Raw genomic sequence first — 21,444 nt, 5'->3', positions numbered from 1 at the left:
CATCATCAACGAAAAGAAAGGGGATCAATGTTTATTATGCAGATGACGATGGTTGGTTGTTTTACCAGAATTCATATCTTCCGGCAGGTCTTTTGATACCAGTGTATTGTTTTCAGTCACGGCGATCGCAATCAAGGGGCTGATCGCGGCTTGTCTTAGTCCTTGACGAACCAGTTCATTTAAATACCGCTGTTGCAACTTGTACCATTCTTTCCAGCATTCGTAACGCTGTTTAGTCAACAGCTTAGTCAATCCAGGTCCTTCCTGTCTCCAGTTAGAAGGTAAAACTTCATCCAAAAAAGCTTCCAATACCAAAGTATCTTGAATCGTGCCTAAGACTTCCTGAATTTGTTTAATCTCCTGCACATATTCTTGGTAAACCGGCCCATAATGCTGTCTAAACAAGCTCATTTGATAGCGTACTCGTTTCGCTTGTTTTCGCAGATCGTGCAATGCTTCGCCCTGTTGTGAAATCTGGGATTCAGCCCCCTTGAGGGTTAACCGAGTTGGCCGCTTAATTTTTTCTCCCTCTACAGTTACCCCAACCCACCAAGCCGGATGTAGCAACAATTGATTAATGTAAGGTAACAATAGATCGGGTAATACACTATTAACTGGTAATTCTGCCCAATTCTGATAGTGCGGCTCTTGCAACCATGTGTTTACCGACTGCTTAAAGTTCTTATACGTCTTACTCTTGAGGAAGTTTTTCACGGTTTTGAAAGCCTTAGAGCGTCGTTTGGATAATTTTTGCAAGGCTTTCTCTAATAAGGGTTGCTCTTTCGCTTTTACTTGGGGTTGATACTCTTGCAGAGCTTCTTGCAGCACATCTAAATCTCGCAACTCTCCCAGAATTCTGGCCATTTTACCAATCCGCTTGTTACTCATCTGGGGGGGTAAGTCTAAAATAGGGGCAAAGCCAGTCACTGCACTGCGTAACCGCCGCATTCCAACCCGCATCTGGTGTAAATCTTCCGGATCTTGGTCGGTTAAAACCTTCTGTTCATAGGCGATCGCTTTGCGGAAATATTTTTCCATACCCAGATAAGCCCAATCTCTTAACTGTTGCGTTTGAGAGTGTCGCTGTTGAATCATCGTCTATGCCCCTTACAATCAAATGAATCGCTTTAGCCATTTAGGATATCTTAGCTAAGAAGGTCTAGCATAACCTACTTACACTCTCCTAGTAATCTTTAATTATCAAAACTTCACAACCTCAAATTGTATCCGTTAGTACAGATAATTCTCCGCTGCGTTCAAACTGACTTACCCATGGCGATCGCCCAATTGATCGACACAAACGAACCTTGACCCATCCATCTATTGAAATTGGTCTCTAAGCCCTATATACTAAAGTATAGATCAACCTTTTTCCCAATTTACAGATTATTATGCCTCTCTACGATTATTTCTGCCCTAGTAATAATCGCCGGGTCGAAGTTTTTCATTCCCTGAATCAGACCATCGAAACTTGGGGGAAACTGTGTGAATTAGCCCAGATTGATCCTGAACATACCCCCTTAGATGAACCGGTGCGTCGTTTGGTGAGCGCTCCTATGCTTAGCATTCCCACAAGCAATAATGATTACAAAAATTTAGGGTTTAGTAAATTAGTAAAGCGGGATGACGGCGTTTATGAAAACGTCACGGCAAAAGACGGAGAAGACCCCATTTACTATCGAAATAAAAGCTCTACCCATGGTGCTGACTCAAGTAACTAAATTCCCCTTCAGCTTAAACCATCGCTTCAATGAAGCCTTGATAGGCTTTGGCAAGTAACTTAACCCATTACCCAGAAAGAACCGTTATTTAACAAGGGGCTGAAGCCCCTTGTTAAGCGGAGTGTCACCAAGACAAAAAGCATTTACATGGGAGGGGCTGTTTTCGTGCCTAAATGGATAGACTTATCTGCACCCCGATAAGCATAATCAATGCCTAATTCTTTACAGAAATCTGCCAAGATGACATAAGTAGAACGCTTTAATAAGACTCCTTGCACAAAGGGTTGTACAGGGAAATCTTGGTCACCAACAGCATTTCCATTCACATCCAAGGGACGATTTAGGTAAATGTCAACATTGGGAAAATTCGGAATAATGGGAGCATCGGTCATATACTTAGGTTTGTATTTATCCGAAAGTAGGTTAATAAACCGGATGTCCCCGCTTTGGACTGTACCAATTCTGATTTGGAAGGGTGAGGTTAAATCTAATAACCGAGCATAACACCGGTTATCAGACAGGATATATCCTGTAGAAATTACTCGCCCCCCAAAGAAGAGCCGACATTCTGTTTCCTGTTGATAATTTTCGATCTTTTGTAAGTCTGGATCGGCAGCAGCTTGCATGAAATTACGGATTTTATCTCGTAGGATATCACCCCCTACACCACCGCGATCGGAAGATTTCAGTTGCCACCAGTCCCAGCGCTCTGCTGTTCCTCCGGGCCATCCATCATGCCAACTGATGGGGCCATAATTATCATGGGGGAGACCATAGTATCTAGCTGTACCAAAAGAAACTCCTGTACCTCGCCAAGCTTGCCACTTGGAGAAATCCCGATTGGCGGCTGCTTCTGCATGAGTCATGACAGTAGAGATGGTAATATCGTTGGGACCCCAACCCAAATCTAGGGCTAGGGATGCAACTTCTTTACACATATTGTCAATCTGAATATTAGTAGGGGGATAATCTCGCCAAGCAACTCCTCCCATACAAGAGCAACAGATACTGACGGAATTAGCGTTGCGGGCATAAGTATGAGTCCGCAACATTTGGTCATAGCCGGTGAGCCGTTTAACCGTGCCATCACTCATGACTATAGTATGGTAATGACCAGGAGTTGCCCAGTTATAGTGAGTTCCACTCCAGTGTAAATAGATTTTCCGAATGATTTGACCCATAAACTTGCCTGATCCTAAGATATCGACCTCATTATATTTCAGGGATTTCGTCTAGAATATTAAAGTTGGGCAAAAAAGAAGCTTTCTTTAAACAGAGCGATCGCCTCGATCTGTAATTTAGCCTAGTTCGCGACCCCTCTCCCTGATCCACAAAATCGCCAAAATCGAGTAAAAGCCCTCTTCCCAAAGGTGTTCGACATCTAGCATAATAGAAGATAGCACTGGCCAAGGTTTTGGCTAACTCCACCCTTCACCCTATAACTGAATAAAACCTCCTACCACCATGACTGCCATCGTGCATTCCCTCTTTGATGCCCTTGCTCCTGAACCTTCTGAAGACTCCTTATCTGCCAGTACCCTAAAACTTGCTGTTGGAGATGCCCGTGAAGTCCTTGAACAACAACGACAGAAAAACCAAACCCTAACCACTAAACTCAATATCTTATTTGTAACGAATGGAGCCTTGCTAACCAGTTTAACCCTATCTCGGTTGGTGCTAGTACCTAACCTGATCACAGTTGCTGAGTTGCTGGGCTTTCTTGTAAACTTTACATTGCTGATTTCGGCATTTCTCCCTCGGCAAATGGCAGTCAGCCCCAATTTAGGCGATCGCAAATTCCTCGAAACTTACCTCTCCCTCTCACCAGAGGAATATCAACTACAAATGTTGGTTAACTGGTCAGAAGCCTATAATGCCAATAAACAACGCCTTGATGATATCTCCCAATCCCTCTCCTATGCTGCTTATGCGACTTGGATGTTGGCACTGGTGATTCTGACGGATATGGTAGTGGCTAACTTCTGTCCAGGGATGGCTTGTTTCCCTACTGTTTTGACTTACTTTGCCCTATGAGTTCCACTGCGGACAATCCCAATCCTCCCAAAAAGAAAGTCAACCTGCCGGAACCGGATCAGGATAATATTACGGTACTGACCAATAAGTTACCCAAAAGGCCAATTTTGCCGTGGAACCGTTACGATTCTCCTTGGCACGATCCAGAAAAGAAAGATTCTTTGAAAGAAGAAGACTCTAAGATAGCCCCGAATTTAGAACGTGAAGAGGCTGAAACTCCAGAAGAAACGCAAAAAGGAAATACAATTCCATTTAAGCGCCATCAAGGATAGGTGTACCGATTACTGATTGCCCATTACCATAATTCTAATTGTCCTGGGGGAACATTTCCCCGGCGATTTTGGTGGTAGGCCAGGTGGCAACCGGTGCATAAAGCGACTAGATTTTCTAAGCGGTTATCTTCTGGGCGAAAATTGCGATGATGAACATTTAAGGTCATTGCTCGACGTTCTGAAACGGATAAACCGTTGTTTTTCTCATGGGGTTGAAGACATTGTTTACCGCATTTCTGGCAACGCCAAGATGCGGCTTCTTTGACAGAAGTGGCGATTTCTTGCCAGTTTTTAGGGTAGCGATCGCGGGACATACTGATGAAAATTTTATCTGTATTATAGTCAATAGTAATGGTACTAAGTGATAATCATGACGACGGCTAACTATATCAACGTTATTGCAAGACCATTCGTGTATTCTCCGACCTTATTCCCTATTCCCTAGCGCGAAGCGCTATAAATGAGCCGATCGCCCCAACGATCCGGATACCATGTAAATTTCCATGCGATCGCCAAATGCTGATATGACCACCCTAAACCCTTCAGCGCAACAAAAAATTGCCTCACTCCAACATCAAGCGGTTTCCCTACTTCTCTATCAAAATGTACTCCATAATGAAGTCGGGCAAGCCTTTCTGAACCTCTTAGACCAACTCAATCAACCCGAACCCAAGTCCCTGGAGTGTCTCAAGGCATACGGTCATTGGTTTAGAATCCTGGCAGATGTGCAAAAAAGTTGGTCAGATTATCTGCTGGCACAAATTGTCCGAGACCATAACCCCTTTACGAGCAAAGTGCAACACCTTGCCTTAGCCAAAATTCCCAGTCCCCTGATCGCTGCTGCAAGGCAGGATTTACAGACCCTACAAACCCTCTGTCAAGGAGAACCTCCAGTGGTAGAACAGATCGGGTTGTGGGTGCAATGGGTGGCAAATCTGCCAGAACCTCCGGTTTCCTGGGTAATGGACTCTTCTGCTCACCCTCTGCTAGGAAAAACTAAAAACTGGGCGGATGCACTGCCGGAATTAATCCGTTATTATCAAAGCCATGGAACTGGAATCTTTGGTGAATATCGAGCCTTGCGCTGGCAGTCGGGAGAATTAAAAGGTATCTCTTATCCCGATCTCATTCAACTCAAGGAATTAGTGGGATACGAAGAACAAAAACAAGCTCTCTTACAGAATACCGAAGCCTTACTTGCTGGATCTCCGGCGCTTCATGTCCTCTTATATGGCAGTCGCGGCAGTGGCAAATCTTCTTTGATTAAAGGATTACTTCATCAGTATCATAGCTTACGCTTAATTGAAGTAACGAAGTCCGACCTTAAAGACTTACCCAACATTGTCGAACGGCTGCGGGATCTGCCGCAAAAGTTTATTATCTTCGTTGACGATCTCTCCTTTGAAGAAGATAATGATGCCTTTAAATCTCTGAAAGTCGTCTTAGAAGGCAATTTAACCGCTAGACCCGATAACGTCATTGTTTATGCTACTTCCAACCGTCGTCACTTAATTCGGGAATTTTTTGGCGATCGCCCCCGTCCTCAAGATGCCGAAGAGATTCACTATTGGGATACAGTACAAGAAAAGCTATCGTTTAGCGATCGCTTCGGCTTAACCCTCACCTTTGAACCTGCCGATCAAAGAACCTACCTGCATATGGTGAAACATTTAGCCACCCTTAATCAAGTTTCTCTCACGGGTGCAGAATTAGAATATCAAGCCTTACAATGGGCAACCCGCCATAATGGGCGCTCCGGCAGAACCGCACGGCAGTTTATTGACTTTATTAAATCTCAAGGCAATAGCACGAGCAATTAAATCGCCAATAATAACATTGCTTGATTTTCTCGGCATCCATTACCGTCAAAAAAGCCAGCAAAAATGGCCCCTTGTCCGGACAGCAGCGAATAGGAGATAGTGATAGGCAGTTCATTCACCAGTCATCAACCCAGACAGGCCACAGTATGCTCTTTTCCCTACTTACTCGGCTTTTGCTGTGGCTGCTGATTGCAGTCATTGCTTACGCGATTCTCCTGCAATGGATTCCCAAGAAATATTATACCTGGTTAGGGGGAATCCTGATTTTTACCTTGATTATCCTCACCTTCTTCAATCCCAGTGCAGTGGTAGTGGCAGACATTTGGAGATTGTGTGTTTTTCCCCTCACCCCCCTAGGACTCTCGATTACCCTGATTTTATCGGGAATGTTGCACTTCAAAGGCAAGGAAATTGCCAAACCGGGAAAAACACTGCTCTGGTTTGGGTTCGCTATTTTAATCCTCTTTAGCCTGCCCTTGGTTGCCTATAGCTTGGCATATCAGGCAGAATCAGAATCCGTCAAAAGTACCCAACAACGCTATCTGAACTGTCAAGCCACTTGTCCAGTGCCCCTCATGGAACAAGCACGAATTATTGTTCTCTTGGGTCAAGATACAACGCAAGCCGTGACGACCGAAAATTATCGCCATGTGCAATTGAGCGATCGCGGTAACCTAATTTTTCATACCCTAGAAATATTTTGGGCCTCCGTTTCCCAAAATCAAGACCCACAAATCATTGTCACCGGACGCTCTAGGGTAGAAAGTCTTACGCTTACCGAAAATACGAACGAAGCCCAAGATATTGTCAACTTACTCCAGCGTTTTGGAGTCCATAATTCTAATCTCCAACCCATTTCTCAAGGAGATAATATCTATCGTGCTGCCCTACAAGTGAGCAAAATTCTTGAAGTTCAAGGATTACAAGGAACCCCGGTTATTCTGGTCACCTCTGCCTTACAAATGCATCGCGCAGAGCTGACCTTTTCCGAGTTAAAAATCAAAGTAATTCCCAGCCCTACAGACTTCATTACCATTCAAAATGCCCCGATGTGGAAAAAAATCACCTTAGCAGATATTATTCCCAGTTCCCAAGCCCTCACCTTAAGTACGAAAGTCACCAATGAATACTTAGCTCTGATCTACTACTTTTTACGGGGATGGCTCTCCCCCTTTATCTAAAATGAATAATGAGCTAATACCATTTCTCTATGAAGATGCGCGCTCACAAGAGGCTTAAGCCCCTTGCCTCCTAAGGATCGATTAATGGCAGGCTTAAAGAGAAATAGTCTAACAATTTGAAAAGAGTTGATTAAGTTTATCTATCATAGGAGTTCATAACAATGGTATGGCTTTTCAGTTTATCAGCAGAATGTGGTTCTAATAAAAGGGATGTTAATACATTTGCACAATATTTTGATGGAATAGAATGGCAACTCTCAAATAGTCACCTATGCCAATGCCGTACAGATACGTTTCAAGATCTAGAGCAAAACTGGTGGTGTCGAGTTTATCCTCATAATACAGCACTTTGCGCTGTAACGGAGTACAGTATCATTAGAGATCAGTCATTGCGAATGGAACGAAGTGGAATGAAGCAATCGCAAAATCACCCAATCTTGGCGATTGCTTCCCTCCGGTCGCAATGACAATTCTAACCCATAGATTAAATACTATACCTCAATACAGCGCTTTACTCTGGTAATGGGTCAACGTTTTTTACCCTTGAAATTTGCTCTTTTCCCTATTCTGTCTCGTCGTGTTCAAAAATAGCTCCTCTTTGCAACAGGGAATCGTGCATTGCTTGTGTTAATCCTGGATTATCCTTGAATCGGGTATCGTGAACCTTGGCTCGATCGAGGATAGTATTAGTCAGATCGGATAGCACAATACCTGCACCGGTTAAGTCAGCTCCAGTAAAGTTTGCACCTGTTAACTGGGTATCGCTGAGGTTAGCATTACTGAGATTCGCTTCAGTAAAGTCAGCGCCGCTTAAGTTAGCTCCACTGAGGTTGGCAAGAGCTAAACTAGCGCGGTGGAAGTTTGCCCTTTCTAAATGAGCATCACTAAGATAAGCGCCGCTTAAGTCGGCTCCACCAAAGTTGGCATTTTGGAGATTGGCGCTACTCAAATCGACATCACAGAGTTCTGCTCCGCGCAGATAGACGCGGCAAAGGTTGGCTTCGCTCAAGTCTAAACCGTTTAAGTTTGTACCTAAGAGTTTGGCTCCAGCTAAGTCTTGAGCGAGGTTTAAGCCAGCAATTTCCGCAAGTTCTTGGAAATTGTCGGTGTTGGCGGTGGTAATTTGGGTAATGAGAGCTAACGCAGTTGCTCCGTCAAAGCTAGGTTGATGGCTCGGTGGCATCTCCACTTTCCCTTGAGCTTGCCAGAGGGTACGACTGATGTAGGGTTGCAGTTGTGATTGTAGCAGCATGAGGGCTAGTTTTTGCTCGGCGATCGCCACTTGATTCGGCGTTACTTGATGGAGCCATAACCCTTCTGCCCCCATAATTTGAATCTCCGTAGCCTTCAGAGAAAACGTAGCTTCCAACGCTCCTTGACTAGACGTGGCTTGAATGCGCCCCCACTTACATCGAGAGATCGAACCTGCCAATATCTGCCCTGATTTGAGTGGAGTTAACGTCCAGGTGGGATTTTCTGGGGTTCCAGAGGCGATCGCCTGCGCTCCAATACCGCTCAAATCCGGCTCCTGCTCCGCTTCTGAACACCAAATCCCTTCTTTCAAACTCAGCGCTAATTCCCCCCCCTTCAAGCCAAATTGCAGTTGGCCATTTCCCAGAGGTTCCCATCGATCGCCGCAGGCTATACTCAAATACAAATCATACTCTTGTCCCTCTCCCGTAGACTCAGAAAGGGACACAACAGACCACTCTATAGATAGAACTTCTGGATATCGATTCTCAGTCAAGGGTTGGGACATAAAGCTTGCTCTTACTCATTCAACCTGTCATTGTCTCACGCTTTGCTCCTCAATTTGCTATTCCCTATTCCCCATCACCTTACTCAGCACTGCCTCCAATACATCGATCACCCGATTTAAGGCAGACTCATCTTGTAAACTAGATAAGACAAAACTGGTTAACCTCGGTTCTACAGGATCGACCGGGAGGGATAACCCAATTGAACTAAACTGATTTCTTAAATAGTTCCATTCCTTCTTTTTATCAAAAGGAGATAGGATAGCATAGCTTCTAGACGAAACCTGAAGCACCCCATCAATACTAATACTAAAAAACTCACTCATCTGAGCATTGGGGGCATTGGATGGAGCCACCCAAACCGAAAATCCACCATAGGTATCTCCCATGCCCCATTTAATTCGCAGGGGCTTATCTTGGATTACCCAATCATACAACCGGCGTACAATTTGCGCCTCTTCCTGGCTCTGTCGGGCCCCATATTCATAGAAAAATGACGTTTGATCCCAACGCCTGCGCTCTAGGACTGTACTGGCCTTTTTCTGCTGGGATTCCGCTGTTTTGCCAATCACGCGGGGAACCAAGGTTTTTAACCCCGTTTCACTCACATATTGCTTAACTTCTAAGGCTAAAATTTCCAAGGGGTCCATTTGGGGATTAAGAAACTCAATCATCACCCGAAACTCTGGAGAAACCTCGTCCGAGACAAAAATCAATCTGACTTTGCCCGCTTGTAGATGGGTTTTGACTTTCTGCCAGAATTTTTCTTCATCCACATCAGTTCCTAAGAAGGATTCAAACACCTGTTCTGGATCTCGCCCTTGCTCGCGACAATTGAGTTCAAATTGGGCAATGACCGATTCTACGGGCCAGTGTAAAGGCAGTTGGGCAGCATACTCTAACATTTTGCCCATCATTTCCCGGCGCGATCGCTTGCTATCCTCTTTCTGAATGGCAACCAAAGTAGGAATACCATCTTGATCCACAAATAGGCGATCTAAAGACCAACTATTATCATCTTCCTCGTCTAGGGTGGAGGTTATTTCACGAGTAATGCCTAACCACCATCTAGGGGTTGCTCGATCGATCTGATCGCCTGCTAAAAGATTAGGATATTTTTCAATTAACTCTTGCAGGCGCTCTTCTGAATCATAGGATTGTTCCATCATCTCTACTAAATGATCCTCATCCTGAATCAGATAAATTCCCCCACCCATGAATTGTCCTCTTTAGATTACAACTTGGCCAGTAAACACCGATTGAGCCGGCCCGGTCATGTATAGTCTATCGTTTACAGCCCACTCAATGTCCAGATCGCCACCTGGCAATTCTACGGTCGTGCGGCGATCGCACTTCTTAGAGAGTACTCCAGCAACCACCGTTGCACAAGCCCCTGTCCCACAAGCTAAGGTGATCCCAGCACCTCGCTCCCAAACCCGCATTTTCACCCGGTTGGAGGCTAGAACCTGTACAAATTCCGTATTAATCCGTTCTGGGAAAACTGGATGATGTTCAAATTGGGGGCCAATTTTCTCTAAGGCAATTTTCTCCACATCCTCTACAAACGTCACGCAATGGGGATTTCCCATACTCACACAGGTCACTAACCAGGATTGTCCCGCCACTTCCAATGCCCGATCTACCACCGGATCGCTTTCCGATCCCAAGGTGGTGGGAATCTCTGCCCCTCCTAAGCGAGGAATGCCCATATCCACCGTTATCTGACCCTGTGACCCCAGTTTAGGAACCATTACCCCTGCTAAAGTCGAAATCTGATATTCTTCCTTTCCAGACCCATCTAGCTGGGCGACAAACTGGGCAAAACAGCGAATACCATTGCCACACATCTGGGGTTCCGAACCATCGGAATTAAAAATCCGCATGGTGTAATCCGTCCCCTCCTGTCCAGGAAGGGCAAAAATCACTCCATCAGCTCCAATGCCAAAATGGCGATCGCACAATTCAACCGCCTGCTCCGGCGTAATCAAAGGCTCCTGAGTTCCCCGATTATCCAGCAAAATAAAATCATTCCCCAATCCCTGATACTTCGTAAATTCGAGTTCCATAACCTTACCCTACTCAATTTTCATCATGGTAATTGGTAATAGAGAACAGACAATAGGCAATACGCAATGAGTCAATCCCTCTCCGGGTTTCCCCATCTCCCCAGTCCCGCCCCACTCCCATTTTCAGACATCCCTTGTTAAACTTTGTTCGGGAGTCTCTAATTCCCACATTAAACCATCATTGGCCCTCTAACTATGTCCGAGTTTGATACGAGTTTACCCAGTGTTCGCAACATCCAGAACTTCATCCAAGAAAAAAATGAAGTTGAACTCAAATTAGTCACCGACGATCTAATTGTAGGCAAGATTGTTTGGCAAGATGCCAACTGTATCTGCTTGATGGATCACTATGAACAACCCACTATCGTCTGGCGACAAGCGATTGTTTTTATAAAACCTAAACCCTAAGTCCTTGTCTTTATACTTGAGTTCCCTAAACCCCCGATCGCTCGATGAACATCTTTACCCGATATCAATCCACCCTGCTTACCCTAATCTCTTGGGCCGCCCTAAGCCAGCCCCTCCAAGCTTTACAAGTTCGGGTTAATCCCCAATCTGCCCAGCTTGGAGATACCATTTCTATACAAATTCAGGTCACCACCCCAGACTCCCCCACCGTACAGATGGGAAATACAACTTACCCCGTATTTCCCTTAAGTCCCAATCGATTTCGGGCCTTGATTCCATCGAGTCCCTTAGATAATCCCGGGACCTGGTCGATTCAGGTTCAAGGAGATGGAAAAACCGAAACCGTTAGAGTAGGAATGGGCAATCGCACCTTTCCCACCCAAAGCATTTGGTTATCCGAAAGCGATGCTGCTCTTGAAGGAACTGACCACGAATTTGACAGCGTAGATGCATTCAAGAGCCTGGTTACTCCCCAAAAATTCTGGAACGGCCCCTTTTTGCGCCCCAGTTCAGGGTATGTTTCCACCGTCTTTGGCGTTCAACGCTACTATAACGGTGAATTTGCTGACAATTACTACCATCGGGGTGTTGATTATGCCGCAGCTACCGGTTCCCCGGTCATTGCCCCTGCTGCGGGAATCATTTCCCTCGTCGGTAGAGAAGTCGATGGGTTTGAAATCCATGGAAACACCATTGGACTCGATCATGGCCAGGGAATCTTGAGCATTTTTATCCATCTCCACACCATTAACGTGCAGGAAGGACAAAGGGTGGAAGCGGGTCAAGTCATTGGTACAGTAGGATCAACAGGTGCTTCAACTGGCCCTCACCTACACTGGGGACTCTATGTGAATGGTGTGGCTGTCGATCCTGTGCCTTGGCGCTATGAAGGCATTGAATAAATCCATTAATCTTCAGAGGTTAAAATATTTCACAAGATCAAAGCGATCCGGATCGTAGAAATTCTTGGGGCAAACTGGGGGAAGATGGATGAAAAGTGTATCGTTAATGGTGAGCAAGGAAACTGTGGAGTAGATCAGCCTTATGAGTATCCAAGAGATTGTGGAACAGGCCCTCAAGGATGGCTATTTAACCCCAGCCATGGAAGCTGAGGTAGGGAATATTTGTGATAATGCCTCAGAGCTATCTATTGAGGAATACATGGCTTTAGACCGGTTAATGGGGTGTTTATTGACCGGTGAAGTCGTGGCCGTTCCCCGGAAGCAATTCATTAATGTGATGGAAGAATTAGTGCTAACCGAGTCCATGACTTATGTAGCGGCGATCGAAGAAAAAGAAGGAATTAAACTAGATTTGGGAGATGTGGCGGCCTATGCTCTCAACCGCCTACCTCCCCTATATGCCACGACCGAAGAAGGGGCCCGCTATCAACGGGATCGAGCCAAACAAGAGCTGATGGCTTTAATTAAGCAACAGGTTGGTGCGGCCATTTCTAAGAACCAAGAAAAACCTCAAGAACCCGAACGGCAAGCCCTGGGTAAAACGGATAACGTTCTTTCTCAGGTCAGCCATTTGTTACAAAATTATGCACAGACTTACGAGAAAAAGCCTCAACCTCTGGAATGATCTGTGCTTTAATCCTAGGGATAATGCCCTGTTTCAGGTACACTAGGGAGAGATTGAACGGGAACTTAGAGCAAAACCCCACGTCATGTCTAGACTGGAGTGTTTAAGCACTAATTCTGTCCATGAGTCAATCTGTTTCTTTATCCTGGTCAACGGTTGGGGCAGGAGTTCCTCAAGCACCTGTGCAGCCCGAAAAACTCTCAAACACCGATCTTATTATGCGCTGTCAGGCCGGTCTTCGCCCTGATAAATTGGCATTTGCTGAATTGGTTAGGCGATATCAATCCCATGTTAATCGGATGCTCTATCACTTGGCTCCAGATTGGCAAGACCGGGCAGATCTAGGTCAGGAAGTCTGGATTCGGGTCTATCGTAATGTGAAGCGTCTGAACGATCCGGCTAAGTTTCGCGGATGGTTAAGTCGGATTACGACAAATTTGTTTTATGATGAACTCCGCAAGCGTAAACGGGTAAGACCTCCAATTTCTTTAGATGCCCCACGCCGGTTTGATGATGAGGAGATCAGTTGGGAACTTCCGGCTGGCGATCCAGGCCCAGAAGAAAGTCTAACCACAACCGAGTTTTACGAACAATTGCAACAGGCGATCGCCGATTTGCCAGAAACGTTCCGCACAACGATTATCCTGCGGGAAATCGAAGGGATGGCCTATGAAGAAATTGCCGACATTACGGGTGTGTCTCTAGGAACGGTAAAATCTCGGATTGCTAGGGCGCGTCAACGCTTACAAATCCAACTTCAGAAGTATCTCAATAGCTAAGAAGAAAAACTGACCTGTTCAGACTTCGTGTTGAGAAATCTTAAGATTAATTGGAAACTTAAATACCCCTTTTAGGATCATTAGGTGTACACTATCTTGGGTTAGTAACTAAGTGTGATCTTGAGTTTATCAACTTGGTAGGTGACCCCCTATGACTCCTCACTTTGATTGTCAACCCCATTCCCAGAAGGAGGGATATTTATCCCATCTGACTTCCTGGAATGACAGCAACCCCAATTCACATATGGGTGTACCTGATATGTTAAAACGCGATCGCTTTGAACTGCTCAGTGCCTATCTTGATGGCGAAGTCAGTGCTTCGGAAAGCAAACAGGTGGAAGAATGGCTAGACAATGACCCTACGGTTCAATGTCTCTATCAACGCCTGCTTAAACTTCGTCAAGGCTTTGAAATGTTGCCCACTCCTCCCCAAGAGCAACCCGTGGAGGATATGGTTACTCAAGTGATGGGCCGCTTAGATCGACGACCCAAACGCACCGCCCTCTTATGGGGAACAGGGGCGATCGCCGCTGCTGCAGTGGCAGCCCTATCTACAACCTTTGCCAATTCTAACCAACTGTTCCCCCAAATAGCGGAAACCCCGACCTCGCCAGCTCTGATGCGTATCGCCCTGGATCAGCCCCTGATTAATATCCCTAAATCGGATAACAATCCTTTGGGAATGCCTAATGCAACGGGCGATCTTCATCAAATGCTCCAGAATGACCGCTAATCAGATACGGGAGACCAAGAGCCGTTGAGTAACTCAGTGCCCCCGTATCCCTCAATCTTCTCTACACTCATCACATAGACCAAAGCATCACACAGAGGTTCACCAGTTGGTCGAAAGACAGGCATCAACTGGCGTAGATATTGGTTATCCTCTAAGGGTGAGTCGGGGTGATAGCCCTCTAATTGATCGAGCTGATCGAGCAGGTGTGAATCCTGAAAATGGAGTACATATCCCTCAATCCGCTTCGTTCCTACAGTCAGGCCTGGATAACCCATGGGTAGCAAAAATAAACGCCCCCAGGCGATCGCCTCTTCTTCTTTGACGATACGCCCTTCGCAATAGCGCTGGTAATTCACTTCACCGGGCTTGAGCGTCCCATAAACGAAAACTTTGAACATTGGCTTGAGCTAAGTATTAATAAACCCCTTTCTAATACAGCATATTTAACCACAGGTGAACGAGGTTCTCTATCGGGTTCTCCGTTGAAATCAGCCATTTTTATGCAAATGCTCGGAAATTGTTACATTAATTTACATCAAGAATAACCTACAATAAGGGCATATTTGCCCATTCAGTAAGGATAAAATACCATGTCAGTTATCGCCGTCATCGATTACGATATGGGTAATTTGCACTCGGTTTGTAAGGGACTGGAGAAAGCCGGTGCAACCCCCAAAGTAACCGACCGAGCTACAGAAATACACCAAGCAGACGCTGTGGTGTTACCGGGGGTAGGGGCCTTTGATCCAGCCGTGGAGCATATTCGATCGCGGTACTTAGAAGATCCGATTAAAGAGGCGATCTCCAGTGGGAAACCTTTTCTTGGTATTTGCTTAGGATTACAAATCCTGTTTGACTACAGCGAAGAAGGACAGCAACCCGGTCTAGGTATCCTCCCTGGAGCAGTCCGTCGTTTTCACTGGGAGCCGGGAATCACCATTCCCCACATGGGATGGAATCACTTGCACTTTACCCAACCGGATATTCCCTTATGGACGCATTTATCAACCACTTCTTGGATGTATTTTGTCCACTCCTACTATGTCGATCCCCAAGATAAAGCGGTCTGCGGAGCAACGGTGACCCATGGAACTCAATGTGTAACAGCGGCGATCGCCAAAAACAACCTCATGGCTGTTCAATTTCACCCTGAAAAATCCGACCGCGCTGGACTACAAATTCTCTCTAACTTTGTCGAACATGTCCGGTCTCAAAGCCCAATTTGCGTTTAATCTCACCAATCTTTAAGATTAAGAGTACACTCATGTATTTTAGTCTTGAAGTATCACATCTAGTCTGTTGATTTTACAGCCAAACTATTGTGTTACCTCTGGTCGTTAAGGAAAATACACTTTTTACCTTTAAATTCTGGTTAAATGACCAGATTCAAGAGGGAATGAACTACAAACAGGAAATGTTTTGTCGTTTATATACCCTCAGCCCTCAATTCCGGGCCCAACTCTATCAGTTTGGCTGTAAACTCACTTACAATGAAACTCGTGTAGTGATTAGTATTACAGAAAAGCATTGCAGTTTGTGGGTAAGCTTACGAGACCCCATTGTGAAAGCTGTTATCATTGATGGACTCTCTTTGGATTTACCCAGTCCCCTGAAAAAAGATGACTTCCCCAATACCCTACCGCCATCCTAGAACCCAAGAGAACAAAGCTTGCCGCTAAAACGTTAATTTTGTCAATTAACTTAACCTAATTGCCCCTCCCATTTCAGGCAAAGTGAGTTAACTTAACAGAAAATAGACTGCAATTGAGACCCTTAGGGCAATCCAATTGGTAGTTGAGTCTGATCTTCTACTCTAGTAGAGTTCACTTACAAAAACCACTACATTTTCGTGTTTTTGTAGTATGGCAAAGCCAACCCTAATTTTTCCTCCCCTTGATGTCACGCTCTGGTTAAAATCCAGTCCTAAGATCGCCGATCCAACCTCTAGTTGGAAGGGTCTTACTCTCCCAGTTCGCTGGTGTCGGATCATCAGGGGAACCTCTCTAGAGGAGGACTAAGGAACCTCCTATAAGTGAATATGGGGTGCTACCCCCCCATACTCATTTAACTAGAGAAAACGATCTAATTTTCCCTAATCTGACCCACAGATCCCTCAAGTATTGTTAAACTTGAAAGGTTTGTTGGTAGATAAGGGTGAACAAAAACTCACCAACACAATTTCTCAATTTCATTTCTTAAGATATTTATAAGGAGCATGAGGAACGCGGCATGACCCAGGCTAAAAACCTACTCCCAACCCTCGAACCCCCCGAACTAGAAGAGGAACTGTATGCAATAGAGGAGGATGAACTAGAAGATTATCTAGATACTACTCCGGATGAGGAAGACGGTAAGTCTGGCAAAGTTCGCTCGATACGTCGAAAGACCCAAGTCAAGAAAAAGCATTATACAGAAGACTCTATTCGTCTGTATTTACAAGAAATTGGTCGGATTCGATTGTTAAGGGCTGATGAAGAAATTGAACTAGCCCGTAAAATTGCTGATTTATTAGAATTAGAGCGTCTGAGAGACGATTTAGAAGATGGGCTAGAACGAGAACCCAGCGATGCAGAATGGGCGGAATCGGTGGGAATGCCTTTGCCCCAGTTTCGCTATCGTTTGCATCTGGGAAGACGAGCTAAAGACAAGATGGTACAGTCCAACTTGCGTCTGGTGGTTTCGATCGCCAAAAAATATATGAATCGGGGCTTATCCTTCCAAGATTTGATTCAGGAAGGGAGCTTAGGCTTAATCCGGGCTGCCGAAAAATTCGACCATGAGAAAGGATATAAGTTCTCGACTTATGCCACTTGGTGGATTCGTCAAGCAATTACGCGGGCGATCGCCGATCAATCTCGTACAATTCGCCTTCCGGTTCACCTCTACGAAACCATTTCTCGGATTAAAAAGACGACTAAACTCCTCTCCCAAGAAATGGGGCGCAAACCCACCGAGGAAGAAATTGCAGAACGAATGGAAATGACCATCGAAAAACTGCGGTTCATTGCCAAATCTGCCCAATTGCCCATCTCTCTAGAAACTCCTATTGGTAAAGAGGAAGACTCTCGACTAGGTGATTTCATCGAATCTGATGGCGAAACCCCAGAAGACGAAGTTTCTAAGAGTTTGCTGCGCGAAGATCTAGAAGGAGTTTTGGGAACCCTTAGTCCTCGCGAACGGGATGTCTTGCGTCTGCGCTATGGCTTAGATGATGGACGCATGAAAACCCTTGAGGAAATTGGACAAATCTTTAATGTGACACGGGAGCGGATACGGCAAATTGAGGCGAAAGCCTTGCGTAAATTGCGTCATCCCAACCGCAATAGTATTTTACGGGAATATATCGGCTAGCTCCTAGCCTCGCTATTTACTCTGAAAGACGGCAAGTCTTAACCTGCCGTCTTTTTGTTATATAGCGACTGCTAAGGGGGTTAGGGCGAACCTCAAGCGATCGAACCTAGCCTCTATAAATCTATAAATCTATTGCTTATTCCCTATTCCTTAGCGTGTAGAGCTATAACCCCAAAATCCCCAGCACTCCATCACTAGAGACCAATTGAATTCCTAGGGCAACTACAAAGCCAAGCATGGCTAAACGGCCATTCCAGATTTCTGCTTGGGGGGTGAAGCCGACCTTCCAAGCATTACGGTTGGGTAAAGTTTCGCGATTTTCCATAGGTTGAAGTCCTCATTGACGCTCAAATTGTTGGTGTAAATAAATATTAACAAAATGAGAAAGAGTTGGCTGTACTTTTGATGAGGATTCAGAAGTTCTTATGGTTTTGATCCTCAATAGGGAAAATAGCTAATCCCGCCTGGAGAGAAAATAGGTGAATTTGTTCAGGAATCATAGAAAACCAGAGGGTTTCCCCGATCTTGATAGAGCGCGGTTGAGACAATCTTAGATTAAGAATTTTAGTTTCTTCTGGGAGACTTCCCGAAAGTAAGGTTTCATGACCGAGTTGCTCCACTGCTTTCACCTGAATCGGTAAATTTTTAGGTGCGGGAGCGCTTTCCTGAAGGTGTTCTGGGCGAATGCCTAAAATTAGGGAAGACTCCCCTAATTTCTGTAAGGGGTATTGCCACCTTTCTGGTAAGGTAAAGTGAAATTGAGGATGCTGTAATAGAAGGGGGGCAGACAGCTTGACGGGTATAAAATTCATGGGTGGAGAACCAATAAATTGGGCGACAAACTGATTGGCGGGACGATGATAGAGTTCTAAGGGTTGAGCGACCTGTTGCAGTTCTCCTTGATTCATGACTGCGATGCGATCGCCCATCGTCATTGCTTCTACTTGATCGTGAGTTACATAAATCGTTGTTACTCCCACCTGTCGCTGTAATTCCACAATCTGCGATCGCGTTTGTGTTCGTAACTGAGCATCTAAATTGGATAAGGGTTCATCCATGAGGAAAACTTGGGGATTTCTGGCGATCGCCCGTCCCAAAGCTACTCTTTGCTTCTGTCCCCCAGATAACTGCTTCGGTAAGCGCTCCAATAGAGTTTCAATTTCCAATAACCGCGCTACTTGTTGCACCTGCGCTTTAATCTGACGCTCCTCTAGGGACACATAGCGGAAACCGGGAGGAAGCGATCGCGTCAGCGCCACTCCCCCTCGTTTCATCCATTGTTCTACGGATTGCTCCGAATTCCCCCGCCTCAAGCCAAAGGCGATGTTCTCATAAACCGTCATATGGGGATAAAGGGCATAATTTTGGAACACCATGGCGGTATTGCGAGCTTTCGGGGGTAAGGTATTGACTTGGCGATCGCCAATCCAAACCTGTCCCCCCGTCAAACTCTCCAAACCCGAAATAATCCGCAATAGGGTACTCTTACCACATCCAGATGGCCCCACCAGCACCAAAAACTCCCCATCCTCCACCGTCAAATTAATATTTCGCAGAACCGGAGACTTGGGTTTACGAACATTCACCTCATCTCCAGATTCAGCAACCGACTGCCCCTGAGTTGGACTCTCCGAAGCGACAAAACTCTTATAAAGATTCTCTAAAACTACCTTTGCCACAATGACCACTATTTAAAAAATTCTCATGCATTCTCAGTATCAGTCACATTGCCAAATCGCTCCAATAATTCCTCACCAGAAGCATTTAAACACAAAGGCATAAACTCATCTGGAGATAATTCCAGTAAAGAGTCAATGATACCCAAGAGCGCTTCATCTAACTCACCAAACCGAGTCCTCAGCAAAGCTTCAATGAGCAAGCGTTGTCCTTGTTGAACCCCCTGCTCAAGTCCTTGTTGAATGCCTTGTTGAACCCCCTGCTCAAGTCCTTGTTGAATGCCTTGTTGCAGGGTGTCTTCTCTCCACTGTAGATATGCTGATGATAACTCCATAATCAATTCCCTCTCTTCTGGTTCTAGCTCTATTTTACTAGCAACATTAATCCGCCACATCCCCACTAGCTGTAGAATATTTCGCCGTTGAGGATCTTCTCTGGGTAACTCTAGCACTTGCTCAATGGCTCTTTTCTGAGTTCTCCCTTTCCCCAGCATTCTCAACCATAGGGTTTCTGGGATTTCTGGTAGTTGGTTGATGGCAATAATCCCGGTTTGATTAATCTGTGCTAGTCGATACACTCCTGTGTACTCATATTCGGAATCTTGACCCGCACCCAACTCTTCCAAGAGTCTCTCTGATGCAGTAGGAGTTAAAATCCATAATCGGGGCAGTTGTTGTTCGTTGAGGGGGTTATCTCCCCGCTTGGCTTGACGTTGTAACTCGGCATGAACATAAAAAAGCTTGAGGATACAGTTGCGAATTTCTGGGTTAGTGGGGCAATTGCGATAGGGTTCTAATAAGCAGGGAGTAGAAACGAGTTGAGAGAGTAAACCCAAGGCTGGTGGATTAGTTGGAGGCTCTGGATAGGGATCGAAAATCAGATCGACTTGTAGGGTTTCCCCTGGAATTTCCTGGCCAATGTTAACAGTTCCCAAAGGTTCGAGGAGTTCTTTGAGATATTGCTTGGCAAATTGATCGTGGGGTTGGCGCGTCACAGAACGGTTGGGTAGGATTGATGCTCTATTATATGACTTTAGCAAGACCTAACCCCTCATCTCAACTAGCATGTCCCGCTTTAAGTTGATAGCCTCCCTAATCGGGCTGATGTTAGCTGCTTGTAGTAGCCAGATTTCAGATAGAGTCAATAAAGAAACTATCAAGATTAGTGTTATTACTCCCCTGACAGGACAACTTGAGTCTAACGATCGCTTAACCAAAACTGACGTTACCCTACATTTTATGAATCCTTCCATCATGCGATTTCTATTTCCTAGTGATGCGATAAAACCCAAGAAACCTGATAGTACTTTTATCGATAGCATAGCAGTATTGAAGGAGATGGGATACCAAATTTCCTTCGTTTCTCTAGAATCCCTTCATCAAGGAAAGTATCAGGTCTTTCCTGCAATCTCTGAAAATGAAACTATTCTTTATCGGGGGTGGATGATGACCCATGATGAGTATACAACTCTGTCTAATGGGATCTCTGCTCATAAAGCAACAATGTTGACGAATCCTAAAACCTATCTTCAATGTCACCATTTGCCCAATTGGTATCCTCTGATTTCAGAGTTTACGCCAAAAACTTTAATTTTTCCTCCTGATGCTGATTTGAAAACGGAACTTGAGACCTTAAATTGGCCATCTTACTTTATTAAAGATTATGTGAAATCGCTCAAGATAGCATCAGGGTCTTTACTCGAGTCTACCGATGATGTACCGCAGCTTATTGCGAATATGATTAAGTTTAGACAAGGGATCGAAGGCGGATTCTGCGTGCGAGAAGTTGAAGAGTTTGTACCTGATTCAGAAACTCGATATTTTGTGGTTCAAGGCATACCTTATGCTCATGAACCCGAACATCGTATCCCCAAAATTGTTCATCAAGTTGCCGATCGCATTAATAGTCCCTTCTTCACTATTGATGTCGTTCAACACAGAGATGGACGAGATCGCGTGGTAGAACTCGGTGATGGACAAGTCTCCGATCTCGTCGGATGGACACCTCAGAGATTAGCGGCTATTATCGCGGCAATCTTCCCTCCCAGTTACTGACTTT

25 protein-coding genes are annotated in these 21,444 nt (G+C 45.2%); 14 read left to right on the top strand and 11 right to left on the bottom strand.

Translation table 11 applies throughout. The features are described from left to right. Positions 1–24: 24 nt before the first annotated feature. Complete coding sequence (locus tag AC3A14_RS03370) at positions 25–1,095, bottom strand: CHAD domain-containing protein (RefSeq protein WP_318732616.1); 1,071 nt, start codon at positions 1,093–1,095, stop codon at positions 25–27. A gap of 296 nt (positions 1,096–1,391) precedes the next feature. On the opposite strand from AC3A14_RS03370, the gene AC3A14_RS03365 reads away from it, so the two are divergent. After that, positions 1,392–1,721 carry a hypothetical protein gene (locus AC3A14_RS03365; RefSeq protein WP_318701343.1) on the top strand — a complete coding sequence of 110 codons (330 nt, stop codon included), beginning with the start codon at positions 1,392–1,394 and terminating at the stop codon, positions 1,719–1,721. Positions 1,722–1,864: 143 nt separating this feature from the next. Here the strand turns inward: AC3A14_RS03365 and AC3A14_RS03360 are convergent, their stop codons facing one another. Beyond that, positions 1,865–2,902, bottom strand: a complete 1,038-nt coding sequence (locus AC3A14_RS03360) for an N-acetylmuramoyl-L-alanine amidase (protein WP_318732615.1) — start codon at positions 2,900–2,902, stop codon at positions 1,865–1,867. Between the two features lie 283 nt (positions 2,903–3,185). Here AC3A14_RS03360 and AC3A14_RS03355 point away from each other — a divergent pair, with 283 nt between their 5' ends. Further along, the gene (locus AC3A14_RS03355; protein ID WP_271942183.1) at positions 3,186–3,755 is read left to right on the top strand and encodes a hypothetical protein; all 570 of its coding nucleotides are present in this window, start codon (positions 3,186–3,188) and stop codon (positions 3,753–3,755) included. Continuing rightward, entirely contained in the window at positions 3,752–4,027 is a 276-nt protein-coding gene (locus AC3A14_RS03350; protein WP_318701340.1) for a hypothetical protein, read from the top strand. The genes AC3A14_RS03355 and AC3A14_RS03350 overlap by 4 nt, the downstream gene beginning before the upstream one ends. Before the next feature lie 23 nt (positions 4,028–4,050). On the opposite strand, the gene AC3A14_RS03345 is transcribed toward AC3A14_RS03350, so the two are convergent. Next, positions 4,051–4,341, bottom strand: a complete 291-nt coding sequence (locus AC3A14_RS03345) for an HNH endonuclease (RefSeq protein ID WP_318732614.1) — start codon at positions 4,339–4,341, stop codon at positions 4,051–4,053. A 210-nt stretch (positions 4,342–4,551) separates the two neighbouring features. Between AC3A14_RS03345 and AC3A14_RS03340 the strand changes: the two genes are divergently transcribed. After that, entirely contained in the window at positions 4,552–5,847 is a 1,296-nt protein-coding gene (locus AC3A14_RS03340) for an ATP-binding protein (protein ID WP_318732613.1), read from the top strand. 146 nt (positions 5,848–5,993) lie between these two features. Then, positions 5,994–7,028, top strand: coding sequence for a YdcF family protein (locus tag AC3A14_RS03335; RefSeq protein ID WP_318732612.1), 1,035 nt, complete (start codon positions 5,994–5,996; stop codon positions 7,026–7,028). A 213-nt stretch (positions 7,029–7,241) separates the two neighbouring features. Here the strand turns inward: AC3A14_RS03335 and AC3A14_RS03330 are convergent, their stop codons facing one another. The 4 genes from AC3A14_RS03330 to dapF form a co-directional block, all read right to left on the bottom strand. Beyond that, the gene (locus AC3A14_RS03330) at positions 7,242–7,376 is read right to left on the bottom strand and encodes a hypothetical protein (protein WP_318732611.1); all 135 of its coding nucleotides are present in this window, start codon (positions 7,374–7,376) and stop codon (positions 7,242–7,244) included. 214 nt (positions 7,377–7,590) lie between these two features. Beyond that, positions 7,591–8,787 carry a pentapeptide repeat-containing protein gene (locus AC3A14_RS03325; protein ID WP_318731601.1) on the bottom strand — a complete coding sequence of 399 codons (1,197 nt, stop codon included), beginning with the start codon at positions 8,785–8,787 and terminating at the stop codon, positions 7,591–7,593. A 57-nt stretch (positions 8,788–8,844) separates the two neighbouring features. Next, positions 8,845–10,002, bottom strand: coding sequence for a hypothetical protein (locus AC3A14_RS03320; RefSeq protein ID WP_318731600.1), 1,158 nt, complete (start codon positions 10,000–10,002; stop codon positions 8,845–8,847). Between the two features lie 12 nt (positions 10,003–10,014). Further along, positions 10,015–10,851 (bottom strand): diaminopimelate epimerase, encoded by an 837-nt coding sequence (gene dapF, locus AC3A14_RS03315; RefSeq protein WP_318731599.1) that lies wholly within the window; start codon positions 10,849–10,851, stop codon positions 10,015–10,017. Positions 10,852–11,046: 195 nt separating this feature from the next. Here dapF and AC3A14_RS03310 point away from each other — a divergent pair, with 195 nt between their 5' ends. The 5 genes from AC3A14_RS03310 to AC3A14_RS03290 all read left to right on the top strand — a co-directional run bounded on the left by AC3A14_RS03310 (position 11,047) and on the right by AC3A14_RS03290 (position 14,358). Next, positions 11,047–11,259: an Hfq-related RNA-binding protein gene (locus tag AC3A14_RS03310; RefSeq protein ID WP_318731598.1), complete on the top strand. Its 213-nt coding sequence runs from the start codon at positions 11,047–11,049 to the stop codon at positions 11,257–11,259. 44 nt (positions 11,260–11,303) lie between these two features. Further along, on the top strand, positions 11,304–12,161 hold the full coding sequence (locus tag AC3A14_RS03305) for a M23 family metallopeptidase (protein WP_318731597.1): 858 nt from the start codon (positions 11,304–11,306) through the stop codon (positions 12,159–12,161). A 142-nt stretch (positions 12,162–12,303) separates the two neighbouring features. Continuing rightward, complete coding sequence (locus AC3A14_RS03300; RefSeq protein WP_318731596.1) at positions 12,304–12,846, top strand: late competence development ComFB family protein; 543 nt, start codon at positions 12,304–12,306, stop codon at positions 12,844–12,846. A 122-nt stretch (positions 12,847–12,968) separates the two neighbouring features. Further along, positions 12,969–13,625: a sigma-70 family RNA polymerase sigma factor gene (locus tag AC3A14_RS03295; RefSeq protein ID WP_318731595.1), complete on the top strand. Its 657-nt coding sequence runs from the start codon at positions 12,969–12,971 to the stop codon at positions 13,623–13,625. Between the two features lie 151 nt (positions 13,626–13,776). Continuing rightward, on the top strand, positions 13,777–14,358 hold the full coding sequence (locus tag AC3A14_RS03290) for an anti-sigma factor family protein (protein ID WP_318731594.1): 582 nt from the start codon (positions 13,777–13,779) through the stop codon (positions 14,356–14,358). Here the strand turns inward: AC3A14_RS03290 and AC3A14_RS03285 are convergent. Further along, positions 14,355–14,756, bottom strand: a complete 402-nt coding sequence (locus tag AC3A14_RS03285; RefSeq protein ID WP_318731593.1) for a gamma-glutamylcyclotransferase family protein — start codon at positions 14,754–14,756, stop codon at positions 14,355–14,357. The genes AC3A14_RS03290 and AC3A14_RS03285 overlap by 4 nt on opposite strands. A 192-nt stretch (positions 14,757–14,948) precedes the next feature. Here AC3A14_RS03285 and hisH point away from each other — a divergent pair, with 192 nt between their 5' ends. The 3 genes from hisH to rpoD all read left to right on the top strand — a co-directional run bounded on the left by hisH (position 14,949) and on the right by rpoD (position 17,709). Continuing rightward, a complete protein-coding gene (gene hisH, locus AC3A14_RS03280; protein ID WP_318698179.1) occupies positions 14,949–15,590 on the top strand; it encodes an imidazole glycerol phosphate synthase subunit HisH in 642 nt (213 codons plus the stop codon). A gap of 164 nt (positions 15,591–15,754) precedes the next feature. Beyond that, positions 15,755–16,009 (top strand): hypothetical protein, encoded by a 255-nt coding sequence (locus AC3A14_RS03275; protein ID WP_318731592.1) that lies wholly within the window; start codon positions 15,755–15,757, stop codon positions 16,007–16,009. 578 nt (positions 16,010–16,587) lie between these two features. Next, positions 16,588–17,709 carry an RNA polymerase sigma factor RpoD gene (gene rpoD, locus AC3A14_RS03270; protein WP_271940737.1) on the top strand — a complete coding sequence of 374 codons (1,122 nt, stop codon included), beginning with the start codon at positions 16,588–16,590 and terminating at the stop codon, positions 17,707–17,709. Positions 17,710–17,872: 163 nt separating this feature from the next. On the opposite strand, the gene AC3A14_RS03265 is transcribed toward rpoD, so the two are convergent. From AC3A14_RS03265 to AC3A14_RS03255, 3 genes are all read right to left on the bottom strand, one after another. Continuing rightward, complete coding sequence (locus tag AC3A14_RS03265) at positions 17,873–18,034, bottom strand: chlorophyll a/b-binding protein (RefSeq protein WP_318698177.1); 162 nt, start codon at positions 18,032–18,034, stop codon at positions 17,873–17,875. Positions 18,035–18,122: 88 nt separating this feature from the next. Beyond that, positions 18,123–19,388 carry an ABC transporter ATP-binding protein gene (locus AC3A14_RS03260; RefSeq protein WP_318731591.1) on the bottom strand — a complete coding sequence of 422 codons (1,266 nt, stop codon included), beginning with the start codon at positions 19,386–19,388 and terminating at the stop codon, positions 18,123–18,125. A 23-nt stretch (positions 19,389–19,411) separates the two neighbouring features. Beyond that, on the bottom strand, positions 19,412–20,380 hold the full coding sequence (locus tag AC3A14_RS03255; protein WP_318731590.1) for an RpnC/YadD family protein: 969 nt from the start codon (positions 20,378–20,380) through the stop codon (positions 19,412–19,414). Between the two features lie 70 nt (positions 20,381–20,450). On the opposite strand from AC3A14_RS03255, the gene AC3A14_RS03250 reads away from it, so the two are divergent. Continuing rightward, positions 20,451–21,440: an ATP-grasp domain-containing protein gene (locus AC3A14_RS03250; RefSeq protein ID WP_318731589.1), complete on the top strand. Its 990-nt coding sequence runs from the start codon at positions 20,451–20,453 to the stop codon at positions 21,438–21,440. Positions 21,441–21,444 lie beyond the last annotated feature (4 nt).

Source organism: Roseofilum sp., from assembly GCF_982964205.1.
The sequence above is the reverse complement of the archived record's forward strand: the minus strand, read 5'-3'. Positions and strand labels throughout refer to the sequence as shown.